Here is a 24383-nt window from a genome sequence, read left to right on the forward strand (position 1 = left end):
GACGAAAAGCGTGTCCGTTTGACACCCCTGCCTGGTTGCAGCGAGTGCTGAGGCACGACTCGTGACGGGGACCCGCCCGGAGCGCTGTTTCAAGACTTAAGGACGCCTCGGCTTCGCCGTCGGGACTGCTCGGCTTCGCCTTCGCTTGAGGGCTCGCCTCCGGCTTCGCGGCTTAGGAGCAGGTGCGTGGGCAGGCCGTGCAGGGTTCTGCGTCTGGGAGCACGTAGTGGAAGCAGCAGCTGTTGCGCTTGCGCTTCCAGCCCTCCTCGGTGAGGTGGAGGGTTGAGGCTGAGACGAAGGGCTCGAGCTTTTCGGGGAGGATCATCGCGGCGTCGGTGACGCCTGCGTTTTCATCGCCGAACAGGCGGCCTGCGGCCCAGGGGCCGTATTCGAGCATGTCGGTTGCCGCTGCCCAGAGTTGGCGGCGGCCGAAGCGGACCACTTGGCCGAAGGAAGCTACGAATTGGGCGGCGTGGGCTGCGTAGCGGGCGCGGAGGATGGCGGCTAGGGCGGCCTCGGAGGGGACGACGGTGGCGGCTGGGTGGTTTGAGGCCGGGTCGTCGGGGAGGCAGGCGAACTCGTCGCACATCAGGGCGATGCCGTCTGGGTGCGGGCGGCCTTCGGTGGCGATGTGGAAGGCCATGTCAGAGGGCTTGAGGGTGGGTACGCGGCGGGCCGTGTGGAAGAGGAGGCCTGCCAGGTAGCCGGGCTGGTGCAGGTACCAGCCCATGATGTAGCCGGCCGTTGCGCGGTCGTCGGACTCGCCGTATTGCTCTACGAGCCAGGAGGCCAGGTCTTTGCGCCACAGGTCGAACCGCGACGGCTCGGCCAGCAGGTCCGAACAGATCGTCCAGTCTGCCGGGGGCGTGCCGAAGCTGATCTCGGTGCCGGCGTTCAGACGGATGATGGATTCGGCCAGAGGCGTGAGCGCGTGCGGGTTCTGCTGTGAGACCCTCGCAGGTACGGTCAACGCGCAAGTCCTATCTCATATGTATGAGGCTTGCCTAACCTTACCTAAGGTGCTCGTTTTTGGCCTGTTGTGGTGGGCCCGGTCACAGGAGTATCGCTCAACGGTCGGTTGTTCGCGCTCAGCGGACATCGCCCGATCTGTGGAATCCGTTGCTCCCGACCTGCGTTGATGCCGATGTCAGAGTTTGCCGGACGCGGCTTGCCGCTGATGGGAACCACAGGCCTCGGGACCGCCTACTACAGTGGAGCCACGGTGCCGCGCTCACCAGGGTAGATCGGTGGAGCCGAGGACCGCCGACGCAGCAGTCAGGGAGTGCGAATGTTCGAAAGGTTCACCGACCGCGCGAGGCGGGTGGTTGTCCTTGCCCAAGAAGAGGCACGGATGCTCAACCACAACTACATCGGCACCGAGCACATCCTCCTGGGTCTGATCCACGAGGGTGAAGGTGTCGCCGCCAAGGCGCTCGAGTCGTTGGGGATCGCGCTGGAGGGCGTCCGCCAGCAGGTCGAGGAGATCATCGGCCAGGGCCAACAGGCTCCGAGTGGACACATCCCCTTCACCCCGCGCGCCAAGAAGGTGCTTGAGCTGTCTTTGCGCGAGGCGCTGCAGCTCGGCCACAACTACATCGGCACCGAGCACATCCTGCTCGGCCTGATTCGCGAGGGCGAGGGCGTTGCTGCGCAGGTCCTCGTGAAGCTGGGCGCCGACCTGAACAGGGTGCGGCAGCAGGTGCTGCAGCTGCTGTCGGGTTACTCGACGGAGAAGGGTGCCGCCGAGTCCACCGGCCGTGGCGAGGGCACGCCGTCGTCGTCTCTGGTGCTGGACCAGTTCGGGCGCAACCTCACGGCTTCGGCCCGTGAAGGCAAGCTCGACCCGGTGATCGGGCGCACCAAGGAGATCGAGCGGGTCATGCAGGTGCTGTCCCGCCGCACCAAGAACAACCCGGTCCTCATCGGCGAGCCCGGCGTCGGCAAGACCGCCGTCGTCGAGGGACTGGCGCAGATGGTCGTCAAGGGCGAGGTGCCCGAGACGCTCAAGGACAAGCAGCTCTACACGCTCGACCTCGGCTCGCTGGTCGCGGGTTCGCGCTACCGCGGTGACTTCGAAGAGCGCCTGAAGAAGGTGCTCAAGGAGATCCGCACGCGCGGCGACATCATCCTGTTCATCGACGAGATCCACACGCTCGTCGGTGCGGGTGCTGCCGAAGGTGCGATCGACGCGGCGAGCATCCTGAAGCCGATGCTGGCTCGTGGCGAGCTGCAGACGATCGGTGCCACCACCCTCGACGAGTACCGCAAGCACGTCGAGAAGGACCCCGCGCTGGAGCGCCGCTTCCAGCCGATCCAGGTGGGCGAGCCGTCGCTCGAGCACACCATCGAGATCCTCAAGGGCCTGCGCGACCGGTACGAGGCGCACCACCGCGTCTCGATCACCGACTCGGCGCTGGTCGCCGCCGCCACGCTGGCCGACCGGTACATCAACGACCGGTTCCTGCCGGACAAGGCGATCGACCTCATCGACGAGGCGGGCGCTCGCATGCGCATCCGCCGGATGACCGCGCCGCCAGACCTGCGCGAGTTCGACGAGAAGATCGCGGACGTGCGTCGCGACAAGGAGTCCGCGATCGACGCGCAGGACTTCGAGCGCGCGGCGAAGCTCCGTGACGCGGAGAAGCAGCTCCTGGGCCAGAAGGCCGAGCGGGAGAAGCAGTGGAAGGACGGAGACCTGGACGTCGTCGCAGAGGTCGACGACGAGCAGATCGCCGAGGTCCTCGCCAACTGGACCGGTATCCCGGTGTTCAAGCTCACCGAGGAGGAGACCACGCGTCTGCTCCGCATGGAGGACGAGCTGCACAAGCGGATCATCGGCCAGGTCGACGCGGTCAAGGCCGTGTCGCAGGCGATCCGCCGCACCCGCGCCGGCCTGAAGGACCCGAAGCGCCCCTCCGGCTCGTTCATCTTCGCCGGCCCGTCCGGTGTCGGTAAGACCGAGCTCTCGAAGGCGCTCGCGAACTTCCTGTTCGGCGAGGACGACGCGCTCATCCAGATCGACATGGGCGAGTTCCACGACCGGTACACCGCGTCGCGGCTCTTCGGTGCCCCTCCCGGTTACGTCGGCTACGAAGAGGGCGGCCAGCTCACCGAGAAGGTGCGCCGCAAGCCGTTCTCCGTCGTGCTCTTCGACGAGATCGAGAAGGCCCACCAGGAGGTCTACAACACGCTGCTCCAGGTGCTGGAGGACGGCCGCCTGACCGACGGTCAGGGCCGGACGGTGGACTTCAAGAACACCGTCATCATCTTCACGTCGAACCTGGGCACGTCGGACATCAGCAAGGCCGTCGGCCTCGGCTTCACCTCGGGTCAGGACACCGCGTCCAACTACGAGCGCATGAAGAACAAGGTCAACGACGAGCTGAAGAAGCACTTCCGGCCCGAGTTCCTCAACCGCATCGACGACATCATCGTCTTCCACCAGCTGACTCAGGACGAGATCATCAAGATGGTGGACCTGATGATCGCCCGCGTCGAGACGCAGTTGAAGAACAAGGACATGGCGATCGAGCTCACGGATCGCGCCAAGATGCTCCTCGCGAAGCGCGGCTTCGACCCGGTGCTGGGCGCCCGCCCGCTGCGCCGGACGATCCAGCGCGAGATCGAGGACACCCTGTCGGAGAAGATCCTGTTCGGCGAGATCCAGCCGGGCCAGATCATCATCACCGACGTCGAGGGCTGGGACGGCGAGTCGGACCAGCACGACAAGGCGAAGTTCGTGTTCCGCGGCGAGGCCAAGCCGAACCGCGTGCCGGACGCCCCGCCCGTCGACCTCGCGGCGCCCGCGGCCATCGAGCCGCAGGACGCTCCGGCGAACGAGACCGAGTGAGTTAGCTCCGGTGTGAAAACGGCCCCCAGGCTTCCGGCCTGGGGGCCGTTTTTTCTACGTGTTCAACAATCCGCGCTCGTGACGAGTTGAGGAAGAACAAGCCCCAGGGCAGAGAGGAGGTCGCGTGCTCACCATCGTCGTGATCGTCGTGGTCGCTTTCACGGTCATGTCCTTGCTGGCCAAGGGCTTCGCCTCCGCCCAGCGCGCGGACGCGGTGGCAGAGCAGACCCCTGCCCTGGCCGAACTGGCGGAAAGCCTCGGCGGCGAGCTGATGGGCCCCGACAAGGCGAGCACGTGGTCCCCGAAACTGCGCTGGCCGGCACTGACCCTCGCCTTCCAGCGCGGACCGTGGCACGTCCGGGTCAGCGAGACCTCCCGAGCCAGGGGACCGGGGCTCGGCGACACCAACGTGATCTTCGCCCACTGGATCGAGATCGCCACGGTTCCCGTGCCGTACCGGAGGGTGCCGCTGGAGTTCTTCGAGCTGATCTTCGAAGACGGGATCGTCCGCGTGGAGTGCGGCGGGCAGATCCGGGTCAGCGAGCTCGTCTTCCTGGTCGACATGATCGTGGAGACGCTCGACCTCATGGCCGGTGTCGAACCGAGAGATCCTTCCGCGGTCGTCTGACCCGCCCTGTAGCGCCGGTCACTCGGCCACCTCGATTCGTCCGTTTCGCCGCGAACCCGAAACTCCTCCTGCCACTATGACGCCCGCTCGCGTGATCTTGTGCGGGCGAGTCTTCAGAGGGAGGTCCTTGTGCCGTCGGCGGCGTTCGAGCAGCTGGTCGCTCAGTTCGAGCGGTTCCAGTCCCAGATGCAGCGCGTTGACCAGCAGTTCGCCGGCATCGGCGAGATGCAGCAACAGCTGACCGAGCTGGAGGCGGTGGCCACGTCGGCCGACCGCGCCGTCACGGTGGTGGCGGGACCGTCCGGCAGCATCAAGGACATCAGGCTGACCGACCTGGCCATGCGCAGGCCACCACACGCACTGGCCGCCGAGCTGATGAGCACGCTGCAGCAGGCCGTCGCCGAAGCCGCCCGGCGCCAGGCGGGAATCGTCGAGGGCGCGATCGGCGACGACATGTCGCTCTCCGACCAGGTCCTGGAAACCCAGGCGCAGCTCTTCGGAATGTCCAAAGAGGAGCTTCGCGCCGTCCGGGCTGAGGAAGCGACGCCGCAGCCGCCTGTCGCTCCGGCCCTGCCGCGTCCGCCGGTGCCATCGATGCCCCAGAACGGTGGACCGGTCCGGCCGCCCGCACCGCCACGCAGGCCCGCACCCGAGCCGCAGGACGACTTCTCCGACCAGAACGTGCTTCGCCGCAACTCGTGGACCGAGCGCTCGCCGCAGCCTCCTGCCGCTCCGTCCAAACAGGACGGGAAGTTCCTGAACCTCTTCGACGACGAGGACGGGCGATGAGCGGGTACAGCGTCAACCCGGAAGAGCTGCGGCAGTACGCGGACAAGCTTCAGGACCACCGCGGTTTCGCCGGCCAGGTCTCAGGTCTCGTGGACAAGTCCGATGTCGGCGACAAGTCGTGGGGTGTCGTCGGGATCTTCGTGAAGCAGCAGTACACGGAGATGCTCGGGGATCTCAAGGAGACGCTCACCGCCATGACGGAGGGTCTGGACTCCGGCGCGGAGAAGTTCAGCGACACCGCGAAGGGCTATGCGGACCAGGAAGAGGCTCTGAAGAAGATCCTCGAAGGCATTCAGGTCGACAGGGGGTAGGGCCGGTATGGCGGAACAGGACTACACGGCCGGCTCCGGCGACCAGCAGGTCAAGATCACCGTCGGCGAGAAGACGGTCGGTCAGAAGGCCGAGGAGAACGCGCCGATCTGGGGCAACTTCGTCAAGGCGAAGGAAGCCGCCGGCAAGACGGGCGACACCGGCGGCGTCGCGGGGCTGACCTCCGAGGGCAGCGCGCTGGTGACGTCGGTCGTCGAGTTCGGCCAGGGCATGGTGATGGACCCGATCGGCTGGCTGGTCGGCCAGGGGCTGAACTTCCTGATCAGCGTCGTGCAGCCGCTCGAGGACGCGATCCACTTCGTCAGCGGCGACGGTCCGGCGTTGCAGCAGGCCTGCGAGAACTTCGGCGCGATCGCCCAGGGCATCTCCGACCTGAGCACGAGGTTCACCGAAGACCTGCAGAGCACTGTGACGACCTGGGGCGGCAGTGCCTCGGAGGCGGCTGCCACGAAGCTGGGCGAGTTCGCCAGCGGCATCGACGGGGTGGCGGGCCAGGCGGGTGAGCTCGCCGAGTTGCTGATGATGTCCTCGATGGTCATGCAGATCATCGAGGACGTCATCAAGGCGATCCTCTCCGAGCTGATCACCTGGCTGATCATGATCTGGATTCCCGCACTGGCCGCCGCCGTGCCGAGCTGCGGCGCGTCGACGGCTGCCGCGGGTGCCGCGACCGGCGTCCGGATCGCCTCCACCGCGAGCCGGGTGTCGCGCATCGTCGCGAAGCTGCGCCAGCTGCTGACCAAGATCATGGACTTCCTGCGGAACCTGGCTGCCAAGGCCAAGAACCTCGGCACCGGTTTCAAGAAGGCCATGGCGGACAAGAAGGTCCGCAGCCAGGACGCCACGGACGCGCTCAGGGGCAAGACGAAGTGGGAAACGTTCCGGAGCAACCCGGTCACCCGGATGAACAGCCACGAGGGCATGGTCGGTGAGCGGATGCAGCAGGGCTTCTGGAAGTCGATGGGTGACGCTGTCGGCAACGAGGCACTTGCTCAGATCAACTACGGCCACGAGAAGGGTGCGCGAAACGCATCCCTCAACGAGCAGGCCGCCGAGTCACGCGAGACCGGAACTGATCACTCGAAACAGCGCATCGAAGGGTATTTGGACATCTGATCATGGAGCCCTACAAGCTGAAACTCCTGTTGCTGCTGGTCGGCCTCGTTGCGTTGTTCTCACCGCTGTGGTGGTGGTCGTGGCGCAAGAGCAGGCAGGAAGTGAACGAGCACGAGGACGCGCTGGCCGCGTTCGCCGGCAACGTCAGCGGTTCGGTGGCGGATGCGAGCGGCGACGTGCTGCCGTGGTCGGCTGCTCTCGCACCACCTTTCATGGGTGAGCACGGTGGTGCATTGGGGTTGTTGACGAGCGCGGGTGGGCCGAGGTTCGACTACGCACTCGAGTTCGAGCGCAACGGATGGCGCGTCCGGGTGTGCGAAGCCTCGGTGGAGGTGCGCACCGTGACCACAGCGGGCAACACCGTCACGCACTACGAGCACCGGATCGAGGTGGCCACCTCGGACCTGGTTCCGCTGAAGATCGTCATCGGGGGTGGTGCCGGACGCGGGCTCTTCACCAGATGGGCGGCCGAGCCGTCGCGGGCGGGCGAAAGCCGCCTGTGGATGGAACTGCGGTTGCCCGAACTGAGCGGGCACCTCGCGTACACCAGTGACCTGCCAGAAGCCGGTGCGGTGGTGAACGACCACGTCGCCGAGTGGTTGCGGACTCAGGCGGATGAGCAGCTGTTCTGGTTCATCGGCTGGGAAGGCGGAATCGTGCACACGACGGTGCATGGGCAGATCGAGGAGGAGTCCGTGCTGCGCAGGGTGGACGCTCTCATCGGCCTGCTCGACCGCATGCCCGGCGCGCGGCCGAGGCACCCGGCGGCGGTCTGAGGCAGGGGCAGGCAACGGGAGCGGGCTGCCGGCCGTCCTTCAGCTGTGAGCACCACACCGGAGACCGACGCGAGTTCGGGCACACTGCACGACGTGGTCACCACCGAGGTGAAGCCGGGCAAGAGCGGGTTCGCCACGTTCTTGCTGGTCGTGTGCGCGATGGCGTTCGTCACGGCGGCGTTCATCAGGCTGCTCGGCATCGACGGCACGCGGTACATGATCGCCACGACCTCGCTGATCCCGTACCTCACGGTCGCTGGGCTGCTCATCGGGTTGTTCGCGCTGTTGCGCAAGAGGTGGGTCATCGGGCTGACGATGACGCTGGTGGGGATCGTGCTCGTGGCCAACGTGGTGCCGCGGGCGTTCCCGGACGCGCGGCCGAACGGGGTGGGGCAGCAGGTCAGGTTGATGACCGCGAACCTGCTCACCGGCATCGCGGACGCCGGCGCCATCGTGCGCGAGGTCAGGGAACGCAAGATCGACATCCTGGCCCTGCAGGAGCTCACGCCGGAGATGGTGCGCGACCTCGACCGGGCGGGCCTCGGCCAGCTGCTGCCCGACCGCGTCTTCCTCGACGAGCCGGGCGGGTCCGGCAGCGGGATCGCCTCGAAGTACCGGCTCTCGCAGCGGAATCTGACCCCGCCGGGCACGTTGCAGCAGGCCGGCGCGCTGGTGGACCTGCCGGGCAAGGACATCGAGGTCGTGTCGGTGCACCCGTTGCCGCCGGTGGTCACCGAGGGGCCGGAGGCGTGGCAGCGCGAGCTCGCCGGGCTGCCCGTGCCCGACTCGACCGGCGCGATCAGGATTCTCGCGGGTGATTTCAACGCGACGCTCGACCACGTCGGCCTCACGCGGTTGCTGAACAAGGGTTACGTGGACGCCGCCGACCAGGTCGGCAAGGGGCTGATCCACACGTGGCCCAGCAACAGCGGGTTCTGGCCGCCGCCGGTCACCATCGACCACGTGCTGGTGGACACCCGCTGCCCGGTCGACACGCTGGACGTGTTCGACGTGCCCGGCAGCGATCACCGGGCCGTCGTCACGCAGTTCGTCGTGCCAAGGCTGTAAGAGCCTCCAACGCGCCCACCGGCAAGGACACGCCTCGCCCGTGACGGACGGCGGGCTCGCGGGTGTTGATCCGGATCAACGAACCGGACGCCGCGCTCGCCAGCTCTGCCTGACGCCGCACGGTCGGCACCGCGGTCCCGGCACCGATCTCGATCACGACCAGGTTCCGGTGCGAACGCCGCCACTCGGTCAGCGCGTCGAGCTGCTCCTGGCTGCGGTGCGGCACCCAGCCCCAGTCGCCGAACATCAGGATGTTGGGCCGCGCCAGGCCACCGCAGAACCGGCACGACGGCAGCTCGCCCACGGCCCGCATCGTCTCGGGATCCACCGTGACGTCGAACGCGCACTCCCAGATCTCGTCGGTGCACGGTTCCACGCACTGGACGTGGTGGATCGACCCGTGGACCTCGGCGACGTCGGTGAACCCCGCCTTCTGGAACTGACCGTCCACATTGGACGTGAAGGCGCGGGCACCCCACGAGCGCAGGATCGCGAAACCCTCGTGCGGCACCGTTTCCCGGTAGAGGTGGAGCCGGTGGCCGTAGAAACCCCACGCCAACTCGGGATCGTCGGCGAAGTGCACGGGATCGGCGATCTCCTCGAACTTCAGCCCGAGCCGCTCGTACGGCGGGTAGGCCCGCCAGAAGCCCTCGGTGCCGCGGAAGTCCGGCAGACCGGAGTCGACCCCCATGCCGGCGCCGGCGCAGACGAGCAACCCGTCCGCCCCGGCGATCAGCTCTGCTGCCTGGTCGTAAGTGGAGTCGAGCGATGTCACTGCTTGGGCTTGCTCCCCAAGACGACCTCGAACTCGAGCAGGTCGGCACCGGACGACACGGGCTTCGCGCGCTCACCGGAGTGCGCGGCGGCGCCGGCCTGCCCGTCGCGCCACGCGACGAAGGCCTCGTCGGTCTCCCAGTGCGTCACGACGAAGTAGCGGTCCTCGCCCGCGACCGGACGCAGGAGCTCGAAGCCCAGGAAGCCGGGCTGGTCGTCGACCGCGCCGAGGCGGGCGGCGAAGCGCTTCTCCAGCTCGGGGCCGTTGCCCTCGGGGACCTTGATCGCATTGATCTTCACGACTGCCATGACACCGACTCTAGCGGCACCATACGGTGATCACGTGGCGGTGATCTTGGTGATAGGCATGTCCGGCACCGGGAAATCGACGGTGCTGGGCCGGTTGGAACAGCGCGGACATCGGGTCGTGGACACCGACTTCGGAGACTGGATCGAACACGTCCTGCTTCCTGATGGCGCCGGCACGGAGCCGCAGTGGCGCGAGGACCGGCTCGACGCGCTGATCGCGGACCATGAACGTTCGGGTGAGCCGCTGTTCATCGCGGGCACGGTGTGCAACCAGGGCAGGTTCTATCCACGGTTCGACGAGATCGTCCTGCTCAGCGCACCCTTGGCGGTGATGCTCGACCGCATCGCCAACCGCGACACCAACCCCTTCGGCAAAACCGCAGAGGAACGTGAACGGATCATGGCGGACAAAACCGAGATCGAGCCGCTGCTCCGGTCGTCGGCCACGATCGAAATCGACACCCGGAAACCACTCACCGAAGTGGTGGACCAACTGGTGGCGCTTGCCGGTCCACGGCGCTAGCGGCGCACACCGGCAGGCAGCAGGTACTGATCTTCCGGAATGCCCGATCCGCGGAACCAGGCCTGAAAGAACCCGTCCAGCTGCTGCCCGGAAGCCTCCTTGAAGAGGTTCTCGAACTCGGGCCAGGACGCGTTGCCGTTGCGGTGCTTCGCGGTCCACGCCTGCAGTGTCTTGAAGAACACCTCGTCGCCGACCTGCTTGCGCAGCGCGTGCATCCCCATGAGGCCCTTGTCGTAGACGCCCCGGAACTCGTTGCCCTTGCCCATGTCGTAGAGCTTCGGCGCCCAGAACGACGACCGGTCGCGCAGCTCCTCCACGCGGCCCCGGTAACGCGCGTCGAGGTCGGTGCCCTCCTTCTCCAGCCACAGCCACTGCGAGTAGGAGGCCAGGCACTCGTTCAGGCAGATGTCGGCCCAGTTCTCGATCGTCACCGAGTCGCCGAACCACTGGTGGGCGTTCTCGTGCACGACCGTTTCGAGGTCCGCCCACGACGCGTAGATCGGCCTGGTCTGGGTCTCCAGCGAGAACCCGATCTGGTCGGCCACCCAGATGCTGCCGGCCGCGCGCTGCGGGTACGGGCCGAACTTCGTCTCGAGGTAGGCGATGATCTCCGGCATCTGCGCCTGCAGCGGTTTCTTCTGCCCGGACGTGCCGGGGGCGTACGCGTCGAGGATCGGCGCGCCGTTGGGCAGCTTCGAGCGGACGATCTCGAACTTGTCGATGGCCACGGTGACCAGGTAGGTCGCGAGCGGCGTCTCCTCCGCCCAGTTGAACGTCGTCCAGCCGTCGGCGCGCGTCACCGGGCCTTCGAGGCCGTTCGAGACGGCGGTCCAGCCGTCGGGCACGCGGGCCGCGAGCTTCAGGGCCGCCTTGTCGCGCGGGGTGTCGTTGGCGGGGAACCACGACGTCGCGGAGTGGGGCTCACCTGCGGCGAACGCTCCGCCGGTCGACGAGATCTGCCAGCCGCTGCGGCCCAGTGAGGCGTCCGCGACGGTCTTGGGCTCGCCGCCGTAGGTGACGACCGCGGTGAACGGCTTGGCCTTCGGGAGCGGCGCGGACGGCGTGATCACCAGCTCGTGGTCGCCCTCCTGCGCGAACTTCGCGGCCTGGCCGCCCACCTTGACGTCGCTGACCTTCAGGCCCTCCAGGTCGAGGTTGAACCTCGACAGGTCGGCGGTGGCGTTCGCGGTGATCGTCGCGACGCCCTGCAGCTGTTTCGACGACGGGTCGTAGGTGATCGCGAGGTCGTAGAGCGTGACGTCGTAACCGCTGTTGCCGTCCGTCGGGTAGTAGGCGTCGCCCGCGCCCGCACCGGCCTCCACCGCGGCCTGCGGTGACGTCTCCTGGCGCTGCTGCTTCGCGGGGTCGCCGCCCGGCGTGCGGAACACGACGAGCAGACCGGCGACGAGCACGATCAACACCAGGGCGATCAGGTACGGGCGGGCCTTCATGCGTTTAATCATCCCTGTGTCGGTGGTGGAGTTCGGCGGAACGGGTCAAGGCGTACTGCTCCTGCACGGTCTGATGAGCAGGGCCACCGCCTGGTGGCCGGTCGCGCAGTGGCTCACGCCCTTCGGTCGCGTCGTTGGTGTTGACCAGCGCGGGCACGGCAGAAACCCGCAGCGGGGACCGTTTCGCACCGAGGACTTCGTCGCCGACGCCGCGAAGGCGATCGAGGACCTGGACCTCGGGCCCGCTGTGGTGATCGGGCACTCCATGGGCGGGCTGCACGCGTGGTGTCTCGCGGCGACCCGTCCGGACCTGGTGCGCGCGATTGTGGTCGAGGACTTCGCCCCGGACAACAGGGGCAAGACGATCGATGAGTGGAAGTGGTTCTTCGACGCGTGGCCGGTGCCGTTCCAGTCGATCTCGCACATCGCGTCGTTCTTCGGCACGCCCCTGTTCGTCGAGTACTTCGAGGAACGCGAGGACGGCTGGCACCTGATCGCCTCGATGGACGACCTCTACGAGATCGCGGCCGAGTGGGGCACGCGGGCGTACTGGGACCTCATCGACCAGGTGAAGTGCCCGTCGCTGGTCATCGAGGCGGGCAAGGGCGGCCAGCTACCGGGGCAGATGGAAGAAGCGGCGCGGCGTTCGAAGGGCCAGTACCTGTACGTGCCGGAAGCCGGACATGTCGTGCACGCCAGCGCGCCGTGGGTCTACCGGGGCGCTGTGGAGGCCTTCTTGAGCACGTCGATCTCGCCGGTCTGAGTGTCGACGATCGACACCTCGCGGACCTTCGCGCGGATCGGCTCGACGGGGAAGATCGCGGCGAACGCGGTCTTCATCGCCTCGTCGTCGACGCTCTGGACGAGAGTGCAGTGCGGCACCCAGCTGCCGGGCAGGTAGTACGCGCTCGGGTTCTTCACGTGACCGGCGAGCACGTCGTGGATGGCCGAATGCACGGCCAGCAGTTCGGCATCGACCACCGCGGCGAGCATCAGCACGTTGTCGACCGTCGAGAACGTGCTGAGCGTCTGCAGCCAGAGATCCGGCATCCACAGCCGTTGGAGGTCTTCGCGGAGCTCCTTGCGCACCTTGGGGCCGATGGTGCTCGCCACGGCGTAGGTGAGGTGCGGTGGGTACTCGTGCTTCGAGCCGATGCGTCGTTGCAGGTCACGGACCTTCTTGTCTGCTTCGTCGTCGAAGAACGCCACCAGCGCGTGCATCAGTGCTCTCCAGGTAGCGCGAAAAGGCCGTCCCGCGTCTGTTCGAGCAGGCCGTCGTCGAGGAGCGAGACCAGGCACTTCTCGCGTTGCGTCACGTCGTGCCACACCATGTCGAGCTGGATCTTCGGCACCGGTCCGGGCGCACCGCGAAGCACGTCCAGCAGCTTGCCCCGCACCTGCCGGTCCGTCCCGGCGAACTGCTGCACCTTCTTCACCGGCCCCGCGTAGGCCGGTCGGCCCGCCTGCTGCCACGCGCACTCGATGTAGAGCGGGCAGTCCGCGCACTTCTGGTTCTTGGCCGTGCAGATCAACGCCCCGAGCTCCATCAACGCCGCCGAGAACACCGCGGCGTCGTCCTGAGCCTCGGGCAGGATCGCCTCGACGTCCCGGAGATCGCGCTTGGTCGACGGCGGGCCGGCGTCACCGGCACCGTGCACTGCGCGAGCCACCACGCGCCGGACGTTCGTGTCGACGACAGCGCACTTCTGCCCGTACGCGAACGTGGCCACCGCACGAGCCGTGTAGCTGCCGATGCCGGGCAGCGATTCCAACGTCTCGACGTCCGAAGGCACCACATCGTCGTGGTCGCGTGCGATGGCCGTGGCGGCCTCGTGAAGACGCAGTGCGCGGCGCGGGTAGCCGAGCTTGCCCCACATGCGGAGCACCTCACCATGGGAGGCGGCGGCCATCGCGGAAGGCACCGGCCAGCGCGCCAGCCACTCGTGCCAGATCGGTTCCACGCGGGCCACCGGCGTCTGCTGCAGCATGATCTCGCTGACCAGCACACCCCAGGCGGTGCACTCGGGACGGCGCCACGGAAGGTCGCGGGCCGCGGTGTCCCACCAGCCCAGAAGCAACTCGTGATTCATCGTGCGCCATTCTCGCGCAAAGGGCCCTCCCCGTTGCCAGGAAGGGCCCTCAGAGCAAGGAGATCAGGCGGCCTGCGCGTCCGCCGCGTCGACCTCGCGCAGCTCACCGGTGTGCACGTCGTACACGAACCCGCGGATCTTGTCCGTGTGCGGGATGAACGGGCTGCGGCGCAGGCGGGCCATCGACCCGCGGACGCTCTGCTCGACCACCTTGAACGCCTCGACGGCCCAGGTCGGGCGCAGGCCGGTGTCGGCCTCCAGCTCGTCCTTGAAGTCGTCCTCGGTCACCATCTCGAGACCGCAGTTCGTGTGGTGCACGAGCAGCACCTCGCGCGTGCCCAGTTTGCGTTGGCTCAGAGCGAGCGATCGGATCGCGTCGTCGGTGACGACACCACCCGCGTTGCGCAGCACGTGCGCCTCACCCTGCTTCAAGCCGAAGATCTCGAACACCCGGATGCGCGAGTCCATGCAGGTCAGAATCGCCACCTGCAGGGACGGCTTCGCGGACGAACGGTCTCCGGGAACCACGTTCCCGAGTTCGTAGTTCCGCTTGAGCAGTTCGTCGATCGCGGTCATGACACCTCCATGGCCTACCGGCGGACCCCTCAGGCGATTGGAACTGGTGTTAGTGCACGTTCACAAGGGGTTTCCGGCCAATATCACGTTCACCGGATCGAGCGATGCTCGCCTACCGCTGGATTCCACCTGGTCGGGCTACGTTCGGGCCGTGACCGAGCCCACAGGCCCCCTGCCGTCCACGGTGTACTGGCGCCGTCGCCTCGCCGCGATCGGGGCCGCGCTGGTCACACTGCTGCTCGTGATCTGGATCGTCGGGATGTTCAGCTCGGACGACCACCAGGCCCAGCCCACCAACGCGGCCGCGGCGTCCTCGTCGAACCCGCCGCCCAGCATGTCCGAGACGGCGTCCGCGTCGTCCTCGACCACTCCGCCGCCGTCGCCCAGCGAGACCGCGCCGCCGGCCCCGCCGCCTCCGCCTCCCGGACCGCCGCAGGCTTGTCCGGACGACGTCATCGGGGTCATGGCGAAGGCGAACAAGCCCTTCTACACCGTCGGTGACCAGCCGGAACTGTCGATGGACGTGGCCAACAACGGGCCGGTGCCGTGCATCAAGGACATCGGGCGCCAGCACCGCGAGCTCACCGTGCTGACCGCCGACGGCGCGACGGTGCTGTGGTCCAGCAACCACTGCCTGGCGACGGCGGGCTCCGAGGTGCGGGTCATGCAGCCCAAGGAAGTCTTCAACTACGGCACGAAGTGGGCGGGCTCCACCTCGCAGCCGGGGTGCGGTGCGCACACCCGGCTCGGGCCCGGCGACTACCTGCTGGTGGCGAAGCTGGCCGGAAAGGCCAGCTCACCCGTGGTGTTCAGGCTGGAACATTAGCTAGTGCCCGCGCTGCAGGCGGTACCACTGCTCGTCGGGCCGCAGGACCGCCTCCATCAGCTTGGGCAGGGTGAAGTGCGACTGCTCGACACCGGTGATCGTCCAGTCCGGGAAGGCCAGTTCGATCTCCTCGCGGTCGGCGCCGCGGATCAGCGGCCTCCTGCGGCGGGGCCAGGCGATCATGAGCAGGGTCGCGTCGGAGGCGGCGACGGCCGTCACCTCGCGGCCCATCGCGCGCTGCCGTTCGGTGTCGAAGTCGTGGAACGTGCCGGAGTCGACGATGAGCCGGTAGCCGGAGCCGACGTCCGCGGCGCGCAGGTCTGTCACGTCGCCGTGGACTAGCCGGACGTCGACGCCTGCCTCGGCCACGCGGTCCCCGGCGCGGCGCAGGGCCTTCTCGACGATGTCGACGCCGGTGACCTCCCAGCCGCGTTTCGCCAGCTCCACCGCCCAGATGCCGCTGCCGGTGCCGAGATCGAGCGCCGGGCCGAACGGGCGCTCCCGTCCCGCTTCCTCGCGGTCGAAGAGCTCGGAGATCTTGTCGACGAACGGCTGGTCGGTCGCCGCGTCCTCCCACGGGTGGAAACCGATCGAGTAGGCCAGTTGGTAGTGCATGGCGTCCTCCTGACGAAGCGGGTGCGCCGACGGTAGAAGTCCGAGACGCGCCACCACATCGGGAGAACTGCGGAGGTGTTCGCGGCCGGGGCGTCAGTACTTCAGACGAGGCCGTTCTCGTAGGCGTAGGCCGTGGCAGCGGCCCTGCTCGGCAGACCGAGCTTGGTGAGGATGTGGCTGACGTGGCTGGCCACGGTCTTCTCGCTGATCACCAGGTCCGCCGCGATCGTGCGGTTGCTGCGGCCCGCCGCGACCAGGGCGAGCACCTCGCGTTCGCGTCCGGTGAGCACCCCGGTGTCCTCGGTGTCGGCGCGGTCGAGCCGCCCCAGGTCGGGCACCGCGCGCATCGCGCGGAACACCGAGCGGGCAGCCTCCCACTCCACGGCGGCACCGTCGGCGTCGCCCAGCGCCCGGCAGGCGAGTCCGATGTGGACGCGGACGCGGGCGTTCTCGTGGCGGGCACCCAGTTCGAGCAGCCGGGAGGCCGCGGGGCGCAACGCGGTCAGTGCCGCGGCCGGGTCGTTCTCGGCGAGGAGCACCGTGCCGAGGGCGTGGTCGGCCCGTGCCCGCAGCAGCGGTGCGGCGAGCCGCGCGGCGTGCCCGGACAACTCCTCCGCACCAGCCCGCGCGGCCGTGATGTCACCGCACGCCAACGAGATCTCGACGATCGCAGGCAGCAGCGCGCACCGGCGCAGCGGCTCCTCCGCCTCGTCGAGGGCCCTGCGGATGCCACCGTGCGCGGCATCGGCCCTGCCCTGGACGAGCCGCAGCAACGCCAAGCCGGGCTGGGGATCGCGCCCGTGCGAGGCGGCTTCCTGGTAGGACCGCTCGGCCTCGGCGAACCGTCCGGTGGACCGGTGCAGCTCACCCTGCTCGTAGCAGGCGGCCGCAAGTGTCATCGGACCGGCCGCGGGGGCGAACCGCTCCCGCACACACGCGAGTTCGTCAGCCGCGGCCGTCCACTCGCCGTGCAGCCGCAGCAGCTCGGCGCGGTGCACGAGACACTGCCCGCGATACAGCACCAGTCCCTGCTGGCTGTCGCACCACCGGCTGAGGTCCGCCGTCCACTCCCGCGCCCGGCGCAGGTCGAACAGTTCCACGCAGCCCTCGATGACCGTGCAGTACAGGTCGCCGACCGCGAGCGGCGAGATCTCGCCCGACGTGACCGCGGCCATCGCCTCGTCGAGCAACGCCACCCCTTCGGCGACGTCGCCGAGGTAGATCAGGCAGCGCCCCTGGCCGACGCGCGCCAGGGTGGTCAGCTCGACGGAACCGAACCGCTCGCCGATCTTGGCCGCCTGCGTGAAGCCGTCGTGCGCGGCCACCACCTCGCCCTGCAGCACGTGCCGCAGGCCGGTCAAGTACCGCAGATAGCCCTGCTCGACGCACTCGCGTTCGCTCAGCAACCGCTGCGCCCGGTCGGTCCACCCACCGCCGCGCGCGAACTCGCCCTTGTTGATCAGTCCGAACGCGAGCCAGAACGCGCATCGGACGGCGCGCGGCGCATCGCCGGCGGTGAGCTGGAAGGCGCGACTCCACGCGGCGACGCTCTGCTCGTCCTCGCCCACGAGGAACGCGGCCTCGGCGAATCGCACGAGGTCGTCGGCCTGCTCGGCGCCGGACGAGGAACAGTAGGTGGCCGACCAGTCCTCACCCGCCATTCCGGGAACGGTACGCGCGCGCCCGACAGAATGCCGGGCGTGCGCAGTGCGGCGTCAGGACTTGCTCGTCCAGTCCTCAGGGCCCGAACCAACGCTCCTCGGCACCGCCGCGCGGCGGGCCCGAGGTCTTGCCGATGATCAGCTCGGTCGCGAGGTTCACCGACCGCGGCCGGGTCCGCTCGTTGGCGTCGAGCAGCAGCTTGCCCGCCGCCCTGCCCTTCTCCAGCACCGGCTGACGGACCGTCGTGAGCCCGGCCTCCTCGCCGGCGCGGATGCCGTCGAACCCGGTCACCGTGACGTCGTGCGGCACGCGCAGGCCACGCCGGGCCGCCTCGGTCATCGCGCCGAGCGCCAGCACGTCCGAGGTGCAGATCAACGCGGTGATCTGCGGGTCCTTGTCGAGCACCTGGGCGGCACCGGACGCACCGGAGGCCATGTTGTGGTCGAAGCGCTCGACCACGGGCACCTGCGACCAGTCGACGCCGGCCTCGCTGAACGCCTCTGCCAGGCCGGACAGGCGGTTGCGCTGCACGTGGAAGTGCGCGGCGTGCTGGCGGTCCGGGGTCACGAAGCCGTCGTTGCGGTCACGCGCGAGGCGCATGCACACGACGCCGACGCGGCGGTGGCCCAGCCCGATCAGGTGCTTCGCGAGCTCGTACATCGCGCCGCGGTCGTCGATGCCGACCCGGTCGACCGTGCCGAGGTCCGGCTGGTCGCAGACCACGGTGGGCACCGGGCGCTCCAGCACCGCGGCCAGGTGCGGGTCGTCGTCGGGGACCGAGTAGACGACGAAGCCGTCGACACCTGCGCGGTGGACGGACGCGACGTCCTCACGTTCGGGGTTGGCGGGCACCAGCAGCAGACCGGTTCCCGCGTCCTCGCACGCCAGCGCGAGGCCCTCGAGGAAGCCGATCGCCGCAGGGTCGCGGAACGCGTAGGAGAGGTTCTCGGTGAGCAACAGGCCCACCGCACCGGCCTTGCGCGTGCGCAACGAGCGCGCCACAGGATCCGGGCCGGGGTAACCCAGCCTTCGGGCCGTGTCCAACACCCGCCGACGCAGCTCGGGCGAGAGCTGGTCGGGCCGGTTGTACGCGTTGGACACCGTTGTCCGGGAAACGCCCAGCTCAGCGGCCAGAGAGGCCAACGTTGCCGGACGTCGCACATGCATCGACCGCGCCATGAAAGGACCGTAACGGTTCAGAACCAATTCGTGAAGTCAGGGTGACCTGCGTCCCTCAAATGACGCATCCGCGCTGGTTGACCCATCTGCCTTGTTCAGAAGTTGGTCCAGACCAATTAGGTCAATCGGTCATCTCATTTCGGAGGTGCAGACGATTCCCTCGCGACCAGCCGCGGCCGGAACACGCGGGTGTAGTTGTCGGTGCCCTGCCTGCGGCGATCCGGGTCCAGACGCAGCACGAGCTCGTCGATCGCCGCGGCCGCCATCTCCTCGATCGGCTGCGCGAGCGTCGTCAAAGCGGGCGACGAGTAGGCCGCCAGCGGGATGTCGTCAAACCCGACGACGGACAGCTCGTCCGGTATCGAGATCCCTCGTTGGTGTGCTTCGCGCATCACGCCGAGCGCCATGTGGTCGGACGAACAGATCACCGCGGTCGGCGTCACGGTGTCGAGCAGCTGCGCCACCGCCAAGCCGCCGCCTTCCGCGCTGAACGGCCCGTGCGCGACGTACTCCGAGCCCGCCGGCAGATGGTTTTCCTCAAGTGCGGCAGCCCATCCGGCGCGCTTCAGCCGTGAGGGAAGGGAGCGCGCCGGACCCGAGACGAACCCGATCCGCTCGTGGCCCAGTTCGATCAGGTGCTTGGTGGCCATGTAGCCCGCGAGCTGCTCGTCCACCGTCACATCGGGCACGTCCAGCGCGGGCGTGGCACCGTTCAGGAAGACCATGTGGACGCCGTCCGCGACGAGCTTCGCGTAGTAGCTCGGCTGCGGCGCCTGACCGAGCGGCACCTCGACGTTGGTGATCTCCGGTGACACGAACACCATGCCCTCGACCCCGCGGGCCAGGAGCATCCGGACGTACTCCTCCTCGCCCATCGGGGCGCCGCTGCGGGTGTTGCACAGCAGCGACGAGTAGCCGAGGCGCGCGGCCCGCGTCTCCAGTGCTTCGGCGAACGCGGGGAAGACCGGGTTCGAGAGCTCGGGTACGAGCAGGCCGATCACGCCGGTGCGCTGCAACGCACCGAGCCCTCGCGGGGTGTACGGCATCTCCGCGAGCACCGACAGCACCCGCTGCCGGGTCTCCTCGTTGACGCCTGCGCGCCTGTTAAGGACTCGACTGACGGTGGAGATGGACACCCCGGCTGCCCTGGCGATCTCGGACAGTCCGGACACGTTGCCTCCCAGCTCAGATCAGGTTTGGCGCAAGCCTGCCGTGTTAGGAAAAATTTTGCAACGAGCGTTTCCAAGACAGTGCCGTTACGGCTTGGTTACGGTCGACGTCTTGACCTGACCATGGTTCTGGTAGTGAAATCGCCCGCAACATTCTCGCAAAAACTTGCAAGACCCCTCATCTCACTGGGAGATGGGGCCCAGCTGGAGGGAACGGCAGCAACGATGCGACGGACAACCCTCGTGACCGCCATGGCGACGGGTGTCGCCCTCGTGCTCACCGCCTGCGGAGGCGGTGGATCGAGCAGCAACAGCGGATCCGACTCGGGCGAAGTGACCTTCTGGGACACCAGTGGCCCCAACGAGAGCCCCGTGTTCAAGAAGATCGCGGAAGGCTGCGCCACCAAGGACGGCTACAAGGTCAAGGTTGAGACGCAGGCGTTCGACACCGCCTTCGCGAACTACAAGACCGCCGCGCAGGGTGGTCAGGGCCCCGACGTCTTCCGCGCAGAGGTCGCGTGGGTGCCCGCGCTCGCCAAGCTCGGCTACGTCGCCGACCTGACGGACACCGACCTGGCCAAGGACACCTCCGACTTCGTGGAGGCCGCGCTGGGCTCGACGAAGTTCGAGGGCAAGAGCTGGGCCGTGCCGCAGGTGACCGACTCGCTGGCGCTGTTCTACAACAAGAAGAAGCTCGCCGACGCGGGCGTCGAGCCGCCGAAGACGTGGGACGAGGTCAAGGCCGCCGCTGTCAAGCTGGGCGGCGAGAAGGCGATCTTCCTCAACAACGACGCGTATTACGCGCTGCCGTTCATCTACGGCGAGGGCGGCGACCTGGTCGACGCCTCGGCGAAGAAGATCGTGGTCAACTCGGACAAGAACGTGAAGGCGCTGCAGACCGCGAAGGGCCTGCTGGACGCCAAGGCCGCGTTCACGTCCCTGGACGCGACGAACTCCTACACCACGATGCAGGCCGCGTTCTCCAGCGGTGACACCGCGATGGTGATCAACGGTCCGTGGTCGGTCGCCGACTACCTCAAGGGCACCGCGTTCACCGACAAGGCGAACCTGGGCATCGCACCGGTGCCCGGCCCCTCCGCCGGCAAGGGCAGCGCGCCGGTCGGCGGCCACGACTACGTGATCCGCCAGGGCACCAAGGCGAAGCAGTCGTCGATCAAGTTCATCCAGTGCATGGCGTCGGTCGAGTCGCAGGCCGCGATCGCCAAGGACCTGGGCCTGCTGCCGACCCGCAAGTCGGCCTACCAGAACGCCGACGTCAAGGCCAACGCCGTCGTCGCCGCGTTCGAGCCGGTCACCAAGACCGCGCACGAGCGCGCCTGGATCCCTGAGGGCGGTCAGCTGTTCGACCCGCTGAAGATCGCGTACGCCGACGTGCTCGCCGGCAAGAAGGAGCCGAAGGCGGCGCTGGACGAGGTCGCCAAGGCCTACAAGGACACCGTCGTTCCCGAGTACTCGATCGGCTGATTGGTGCTGAGTGGCCGGGGGCGACGTTCCCGGCCACTCGCCTGAGGTTCGGAGGAGTTCGGTGCGTCGGTTCCTGGACCGGTACTGGTACGCGTATGCGATGGTGCTGCCGGTCGTGGTGGTCATCGCGGTGTTGGTGCTCTACCCGCTCGCCCAGGGCGTGTTCTTCACCTTCACGAACATCAACGAGGGCAACATCGCCAACCCGGTCCTGGACCGGCCCGCGTCCTACGACGTGGTGGGCTTCAAGAACTACCTGAACGTCCTATCCGGCGGTGAGTCGTACGGCGCGTTCTGGGGCACGCTGGTCCGCACGTTGATCTGGACCTTCGCCTGCGTGTTCTTCCACTACACCATCGGTCTCGGCCTGGCCCTGCTGCTCAACCGGCAGGTGCGCGGCCGGTCGTTCTATCGGGTGCTGCTGATCCTGCCGTGGGCCGTGCCCGCGTTCATCAGCGCGTTCGCGTGGAAGTACATGTTCAACGCGCAGTACGGGATCATCAACCAGGTCCTGCGCGCGGTGGGCCTGCCCGATCCGGTGTGGCTCGGTCAATCCAGCTGGGCGTTGGTGTCCGTGATCATCGTGAACGTCTGGCTCGGCACGCCGTTCATGATGGTGGCGCTGCTCGGCGGCCTGCAGTCGATTCCCGGCGACCTGTACGAAGCGGCCGAAGTGGACGGTGCCACGCCGTGGCAGCGGTTCCGCCACGTGACGCTGCCGGGTCTTCGTTCGGTGTCGTCGACGGTGATCCTGCTGGGCATCATCTGGACGTTCAACATGTTCCCGGTGATCTACCTGGTGGCGGGCCCGAACCCGAACACGCGGATCCTGGTGACTTACGCGTTCGAGCGCTTCTTCTCCGGTGCGTCCCGCGACTACGCGATCGCCTCGACCTACGGCGTGCTGGTCCTTTCGGTGTTGTTGGTGTTCGCCACGGTGTACCGGCGGGCGCTGCGCAAGCAGGGCGAGGTGTGGTGATGACGCTCGACGCTTCGTCTCTCCAGGTGGTTCAGGCCCCCGAACGCCGGCTGCGTCGCGCGGACCGTTCGAAGGGCGCTTCCGCGTTGCTGCACGGCGCTCTGATCGTCGCCTCGATCATCTCGGTGTTCCCGATCTTCTGGGTGTTCGTCACCTCGCTGAAGCCGGACGCCCGCGCCGTCGAGCCCACGCCCAAGCTGGTCAACGAGTCCTCTTTGGACAACTACACCCGGATCCTGGCCGGCGAGAAGGGCGACTTCCTCGCCTGGTTCGGCAACTCCGTGGTGATCGCGCTGATGACGACCGTGATCGGCGTCTTCATCTCGGCCACCGCCGGGTACGCGGCCTCGCGGTTCCGGTTCCCCGGCAAGCGCGGCCTGATGATGTCGTTCCTGCTGGTGCAGATGTTCCCGTTCGCGGTGCTCATCGTGCCGCTGTACAACATCCTCATCGCGTTGGGGCTCAACGGAACCTCCATCGGTCTGGTGCTGGTCTACTGCACGACCGCGGTGCCGTTCTGCACCTACATGTTGAAGGGTTACTTCGACACGGTGCCCGCCGACATCGACGAGGCCGGCCGGGTGGACGGGCTGTCGCCGTTCGGCGTGTTCTGGCGGCTGATCATGCCGCTGGCCAAGCCGGGTCTCGCGGTCACGTCGTTCTACGCTTTCCTGACCGCCTGGGGCGAGGTGGCGTTCGCGTCGGCGTTCCTGTCGGCGGCGGACGAGTCGAAGACGCTGGCCGTCGGGCTGCAGGTGTTCGTGCAGCAGAACAGGACGGAGTGGGGCCACCTCGCCGCCGCGTCCATTTTGGTGGCGATCCCCGCGATCATCGTGTTCTACCTGGTGCAACGGTTCCTGGTGCAGGGCCTCGCGTCCGGCGCAGTCAAGGGCTGACGGAACGTAAGCGCTTGCGTTGAGGAACCTCGAAACGTAAGCGCTTACGTCTGTTCCCGTAAGCGCTTGCAATGCCTAACGTCGCGCCCAGACAAGGTGAAAGGTGCGTCACATGGCTGAGGTGTCCTACGTCAAGGCGTCGCGGATCTTCTCCGGCAATCCGCCGGTTCGCGCGGTTGACGAGCTGTCTCTCGAGGTCTCGGACGGCGAGTTCCTCGTGCTCGTCGGCCCGTCCGGTTCCGGCAAGTCGACCGCGCTGCGCATGCTCGCGGGCCTCGAGGACGTCGACGAGGGCGCCATCCAGATCGGTGGCAAGGACGTCACGAACGTGCCGCCGAAGGGCCGGGACATCGCGATGGTGTTCCAGTCGTACGCGCTGTACCCGCACATGACCGTCGCGGAGAACATGGGCTTCGCGCTCAAGCTGCGCGGTGTCAGCAAGACCGAGATCAAGGCGAAGGTCGAAGAGGCCGCCAAGATGCTCGACCTGCAGAAGTACCTGGAGCGCAAGCCGAAGGCGCTCTCCGGTGGTCAGCGTCAGCGTGTCGCCATGGGTCGCGCCATCGTGCGTGAGCCCTCCGTGTTCCTCATGGACGAGCCGCTGTCCAACCTGGACGCCAAGCTGCGTGTCGAGACGCGTGCGAACATCGCCGCTCTCCAGCAGCGTCTCGGCACCACCACGATCTACGTCACGCACGACCAGGTCGAGGCCATGACGATGGGTCACCGCGTCGCGGTGCTCAAGGACGGCCTGCTGCAGCAGTGCGACACGCCTCGCGCGCTGTACGACCGCCCGGCCAACGCGTTCGTCGCCGGGTTCATCGGCTCGCCGGCCATGAACCTCAAGACCGTGCCGATCTCGGCCGAGGGCGCGAAGCTCGACGGCGTCATCGTGCCGCTGAGCCGGGAGGCGCTCGCCGCCGCCGGTGGTCTGGACGAGGTCACCTTCGGCATCCGGCCCGAGGCGCTCGGCATCGTGCCGTCGAGCGAAGAGGGCATGGACATGACCGTTGAGCTGGTCGAGGAGCTCGGCGCCGACGCGCTCGTGCACGGTGCCGTGAAGATCGGCGACGCGTCGCAGCGCTTCGTGGTCCGCGTCGACGGCCGCACGCCGCCGACCCTGGGCCAGCACGTCAAGGTCGCTGTCCGCGACACCACCGAGATTCACCTGTTCCACCCCGAGTCGGGCGAGCGCCTGGAGGCGTGAGTCACTTCGAAAAGCCCCCGGCGTGACCGTCGGGGGCTTTTTCGTGTCGTAAACTGAACTCGACAACGGTTTCCATTACCTGATC

Annotated in this window: 25 protein-coding genes; 14 read left to right on the forward strand and 11 right to left on the reverse strand. The window is 67.8% G+C overall.

Annotation, left to right across the window (positions count from 1 at the left end; genetic code table 11):
- Window positions 1-172 precede the first annotated feature (172 nt).
- The gene (locus ACWGE0_RS40070) at window positions 173-970 is read right to left on the reverse strand and encodes a (2Fe-2S)-binding protein (RefSeq protein ID WP_452266103.1); all 798 of its coding nucleotides are present in this window, start codon (window positions 968-970) and stop codon (window positions 173-175) included.
- A 318-nt stretch (window positions 971-1288) separates the two neighbouring features.
- On the opposite strand from ACWGE0_RS40070, the gene ACWGE0_RS40075 reads away from it, so the two are divergent.
- The 7 genes from ACWGE0_RS40075 to ACWGE0_RS40105 all read left to right on the forward strand — a co-directional run bounded on the left by ACWGE0_RS40075 (window position 1289) and on the right by ACWGE0_RS40105 (window position 8557).
- On the forward strand, window positions 1289-3850 hold the full coding sequence (locus ACWGE0_RS40075; RefSeq protein ID WP_452266104.1) for an ATP-dependent Clp protease ATP-binding subunit: 2562 nt from the start codon (window positions 1289-1291) through the stop codon (window positions 3848-3850).
- 124 nt (window positions 3851-3974) lie between these two features.
- The gene (locus ACWGE0_RS40080; protein WP_452266105.1) at window positions 3975-4478 is read left to right on the forward strand and encodes a hypothetical protein; all 504 of its coding nucleotides are present in this window, start codon (window positions 3975-3977) and stop codon (window positions 4476-4478) included.
- A gap of 129 nt (window positions 4479-4607) precedes the next feature.
- Window positions 4608-5267, forward strand: a complete 660-nt coding sequence (locus ACWGE0_RS40085) for a YbaB/EbfC family nucleoid-associated protein (protein ID WP_452266106.1) — start codon at window positions 4608-4610, stop codon at window positions 5265-5267.
- On the forward strand, window positions 5264-5578 hold the full coding sequence (locus ACWGE0_RS40090) for an ESX-1 secretion-associated protein (RefSeq protein ID WP_452266107.1): 315 nt from the start codon (window positions 5264-5266) through the stop codon (window positions 5576-5578). The genes ACWGE0_RS40085 and ACWGE0_RS40090 overlap by 4 nt, the downstream gene beginning before the upstream one ends.
- A gap of 7 nt (window positions 5579-5585) precedes the next feature.
- On the forward strand, window positions 5586-6713 hold the full coding sequence (locus ACWGE0_RS40095; RefSeq protein ID WP_452266108.1) for a WXG100 family type VII secretion target: 1128 nt from the start codon (window positions 5586-5588) through the stop codon (window positions 6711-6713).
- Window positions 6714-6715: 2 nt separating this feature from the next.
- On the forward strand, window positions 6716-7489 hold the full coding sequence (locus ACWGE0_RS40100; protein WP_452266109.1) for a hypothetical protein: 774 nt from the start codon (window positions 6716-6718) through the stop codon (window positions 7487-7489).
- Window positions 7490-7534: 45 nt separating this feature from the next.
- Complete coding sequence (locus ACWGE0_RS40105) at window positions 7535-8557, forward strand: endonuclease/exonuclease/phosphatase family protein (RefSeq protein WP_452266110.1); 1023 nt, start codon at window positions 7535-7537, stop codon at window positions 8555-8557.
- On the opposite strand, the gene ACWGE0_RS40110 is transcribed toward ACWGE0_RS40105, so the two are convergent.
- Both ACWGE0_RS40110 and ACWGE0_RS40115 read right to left on the reverse strand, forming a co-directional pair.
- The gene (locus ACWGE0_RS40110; RefSeq protein WP_452266111.1) at window positions 8529-9332 is read right to left on the reverse strand and encodes an SIR2 family NAD-dependent protein deacylase; all 804 of its coding nucleotides are present in this window, start codon (window positions 9330-9332) and stop codon (window positions 8529-8531) included. The genes ACWGE0_RS40105 and ACWGE0_RS40110 overlap by 29 nt on opposite strands.
- Window positions 9329-9640: an antibiotic biosynthesis monooxygenase family protein gene (locus ACWGE0_RS40115; protein WP_319971873.1), complete on the reverse strand. Its 312-nt coding sequence runs from the start codon at window positions 9638-9640 to the stop codon at window positions 9329-9331. The genes ACWGE0_RS40110 and ACWGE0_RS40115 overlap by 4 nt, the downstream gene beginning before the upstream one ends.
- Here ACWGE0_RS40115 and ACWGE0_RS40120 point away from each other — a divergent pair.
- Window positions 9639-10163, forward strand: a complete 525-nt coding sequence (locus tag ACWGE0_RS40120; RefSeq protein ID WP_452266152.1) for an AAA family ATPase — start codon at window positions 9639-9641, stop codon at window positions 10161-10163. The genes ACWGE0_RS40115 and ACWGE0_RS40120 overlap by 2 nt on opposite strands.
- On the opposite strand, the gene ACWGE0_RS40125 is transcribed toward ACWGE0_RS40120, so the two are convergent.
- Window positions 10160-11614: a M1 family metallopeptidase gene (locus ACWGE0_RS40125; RefSeq protein ID WP_452266112.1), complete on the reverse strand. Its 1455-nt coding sequence runs from the start codon at window positions 11612-11614 to the stop codon at window positions 10160-10162. The genes ACWGE0_RS40120 and ACWGE0_RS40125 overlap by 4 nt on opposite strands.
- Here ACWGE0_RS40125 and ACWGE0_RS40130 point away from each other — a divergent pair.
- Window positions 11613-12377 (forward strand): alpha/beta fold hydrolase, encoded by a 765-nt coding sequence (locus tag ACWGE0_RS40130; RefSeq protein WP_452266113.1) that lies wholly within the window; start codon window positions 11613-11615, stop codon window positions 12375-12377. The two genes, ACWGE0_RS40125 and ACWGE0_RS40130, sit on opposite strands and share 2 nt — an antisense overlap.
- On the opposite strand, the gene ACWGE0_RS40135 is transcribed toward ACWGE0_RS40130, so the two are convergent.
- From ACWGE0_RS40135 to ACWGE0_RS40145, 3 genes are all read right to left on the reverse strand, one after another.
- Entirely contained in the window at window positions 12326-12835 is a 510-nt protein-coding gene (locus tag ACWGE0_RS40135) for a 2'-5' RNA ligase family protein (protein ID WP_452266114.1), read from the reverse strand. The two genes, ACWGE0_RS40130 and ACWGE0_RS40135, sit on opposite strands and share 52 nt — an antisense overlap.
- Complete coding sequence (locus ACWGE0_RS40140) at window positions 12835-13704, reverse strand: A/G-specific adenine glycosylase (protein ID WP_452266115.1); 870 nt, start codon at window positions 13702-13704, stop codon at window positions 12835-12837. The genes ACWGE0_RS40135 and ACWGE0_RS40140 overlap by 1 nt, the downstream gene beginning before the upstream one ends.
- A gap of 63 nt (window positions 13705-13767) precedes the next feature.
- A complete protein-coding gene (locus tag ACWGE0_RS40145) occupies window positions 13768-14280 on the reverse strand; it encodes a beta-class carbonic anhydrase (protein WP_452266116.1) in 513 nt (170 codons plus the stop codon).
- A 151-nt stretch (window positions 14281-14431) separates the two neighbouring features.
- Here ACWGE0_RS40145 and ACWGE0_RS40150 point away from each other — a divergent pair, with 151 nt between their 5' ends.
- Window positions 14432-15106 carry a hypothetical protein gene (locus ACWGE0_RS40150; protein ID WP_452266117.1) on the forward strand — a complete coding sequence of 225 codons (675 nt, stop codon included), beginning with the start codon at window positions 14432-14434 and terminating at the stop codon, window positions 15104-15106.
- On the opposite strand, the gene ACWGE0_RS40155 is transcribed toward ACWGE0_RS40150, so the two are convergent.
- From ACWGE0_RS40155 to ACWGE0_RS40170, 4 genes are all read right to left on the reverse strand, one after another.
- Complete coding sequence (locus tag ACWGE0_RS40155) at window positions 15107-15721, reverse strand: class I SAM-dependent methyltransferase (RefSeq protein WP_452266118.1); 615 nt, start codon at window positions 15719-15721, stop codon at window positions 15107-15109. It abuts the gene before it with no gap.
- 101 nt (window positions 15722-15822) lie between these two features.
- Window positions 15823-17382, reverse strand: coding sequence for a LuxR C-terminal-related transcriptional regulator (locus ACWGE0_RS40160; RefSeq protein ID WP_452266119.1), 1560 nt, complete (start codon window positions 17380-17382; stop codon window positions 15823-15825).
- A 76-nt stretch (window positions 17383-17458) separates the two neighbouring features.
- Window positions 17459-18562 carry a LacI family DNA-binding transcriptional regulator gene (locus tag ACWGE0_RS40165; protein WP_452266120.1) on the reverse strand — a complete coding sequence of 368 codons (1104 nt, stop codon included), beginning with the start codon at window positions 18560-18562 and terminating at the stop codon, window positions 17459-17461.
- Between the two features lie 134 nt (window positions 18563-18696).
- Window positions 18697-19734 (reverse strand): LacI family DNA-binding transcriptional regulator, encoded by a 1038-nt coding sequence (locus ACWGE0_RS40170; protein ID WP_319971862.1) that lies wholly within the window; start codon window positions 19732-19734, stop codon window positions 18697-18699.
- Between the two features lie 222 nt (window positions 19735-19956).
- On the opposite strand from ACWGE0_RS40170, the gene ACWGE0_RS40175 reads away from it, so the two are divergent.
- From ACWGE0_RS40175 to ACWGE0_RS40190, 4 genes are all read left to right on the forward strand, one after another.
- On the forward strand, window positions 19957-21216 hold the full coding sequence (locus tag ACWGE0_RS40175; protein WP_452266121.1) for an extracellular solute-binding protein: 1260 nt from the start codon (window positions 19957-19959) through the stop codon (window positions 21214-21216).
- A 61-nt stretch (window positions 21217-21277) separates the two neighbouring features.
- Window positions 21278-22195 (forward strand): carbohydrate ABC transporter permease, encoded by a 918-nt coding sequence (locus ACWGE0_RS40180; RefSeq protein WP_406601664.1) that lies wholly within the window; start codon window positions 21278-21280, stop codon window positions 22193-22195.
- A complete protein-coding gene (locus ACWGE0_RS40185) occupies window positions 22195-23091 on the forward strand; it encodes a sugar ABC transporter permease (RefSeq protein WP_452266122.1) in 897 nt (298 codons plus the stop codon). The genes ACWGE0_RS40180 and ACWGE0_RS40185 overlap by 1 nt, the downstream gene beginning before the upstream one ends.
- Window positions 23092-23203: 112 nt before the next feature.
- Window positions 23204-24298, forward strand: a complete 1095-nt coding sequence (locus ACWGE0_RS40190) for an ABC transporter ATP-binding protein (RefSeq protein ID WP_452266123.1) — start codon at window positions 23204-23206, stop codon at window positions 24296-24298.
- Window positions 24299-24383 lie beyond the last annotated feature (85 nt).

The sequence above is a fragment of the Lentzea sp. NPDC054927 genome, from assembly GCF_053610285.1.

Bases quoted from the DNA above. Each gene is read 5' to 3' on its own strand.
- ACWGE0_RS40075 (WP_452266104.1), top strand. From the start codon at position 1,289: ATGTTCGAAAGGTTCACCGACCGCGCGAGGCGGGTGGTTGTCCTTGCC.
- ACWGE0_RS40090 (WP_452266107.1), top strand. From the start codon at position 5,264: ATGAGCGGGTACAGCGTCAACCCGGAAGAGCTGCGGCAGTACGCGGAC.
- ACWGE0_RS40095 (WP_452266108.1), top strand. From the start codon at position 5,586: ATGGCGGAACAGGACTACACGGCCGGCTCCGGCGACCAGCAGGTCAAG.
- ACWGE0_RS40100 (WP_452266109.1), top strand. From the start codon at position 6,716: ATGGAGCCCTACAAGCTGAAACTCCTGTTGCTGCTGGTCGGCCTCGTT.
- ACWGE0_RS40120 (WP_452266152.1), top strand. From the start codon at position 9,639: ATGACACCGACTCTAGCGGCACCATACGGTGATCACGTGGCGGTGATC.
- ACWGE0_RS40115 (WP_319971873.1), bottom strand. From the start codon at position 9,640: ATGGCAGTCGTGAAGATCAATGCGATCAAGGTCCCCGAGGGCAACGGC.
- ACWGE0_RS40130 (WP_452266113.1), top strand. From the start codon at position 11,613: ATGCGTTTAATCATCCCTGTGTCGGTGGTGGAGTTCGGCGGAACGGGT.
- ACWGE0_RS40125 (WP_452266112.1), bottom strand. From the start codon at position 11,614: ATGAAGGCCCGCCCGTACCTGATCGCCCTGGTGTTGATCGTGCTCGTC.
- ACWGE0_RS40135 (WP_452266114.1), bottom strand. From the start codon at position 12,835: ATGCACGCGCTGGTGGCGTTCTTCGACGACGAAGCAGACAAGAAGGTC.
- ACWGE0_RS40140 (WP_452266115.1), bottom strand. From the start codon at position 13,704: ATGAATCACGAGTTGCTTCTGGGCTGGTGGGACACCGCGGCCCGCGAC.
- ACWGE0_RS40145 (WP_452266116.1), bottom strand. From the start codon at position 14,280: ATGACCGCGATCGACGAACTGCTCAAGCGGAACTACGAACTCGGGAAC.
- ACWGE0_RS40155 (WP_452266118.1), bottom strand. From the start codon at position 15,721: ATGCACTACCAACTGGCCTACTCGATCGGTTTCCACCCGTGGGAGGAC.
- ACWGE0_RS40160 (WP_452266119.1), bottom strand. From the start codon at position 17,382: ATGGCGGGTGAGGACTGGTCGGCCACCTACTGTTCCTCGTCCGGCGCC.
- ACWGE0_RS40165 (WP_452266120.1), bottom strand. From the start codon at position 18,562: ATGGCGCGGTCGATGCATGTGCGACGTCCGGCAACGTTGGCCTCTCTG.
- ACWGE0_RS40175 (WP_452266121.1), top strand. From the start codon at position 19,957: ATGCGACGGACAACCCTCGTGACCGCCATGGCGACGGGTGTCGCCCTC.
- ACWGE0_RS40185 (WP_452266122.1), top strand. From the start codon at position 22,195: ATGACGCTCGACGCTTCGTCTCTCCAGGTGGTTCAGGCCCCCGAACGC.
- ACWGE0_RS40190 (WP_452266123.1), top strand. From the start codon at position 23,204: ATGGCTGAGGTGTCCTACGTCAAGGCGTCGCGGATCTTCTCCGGCAAT.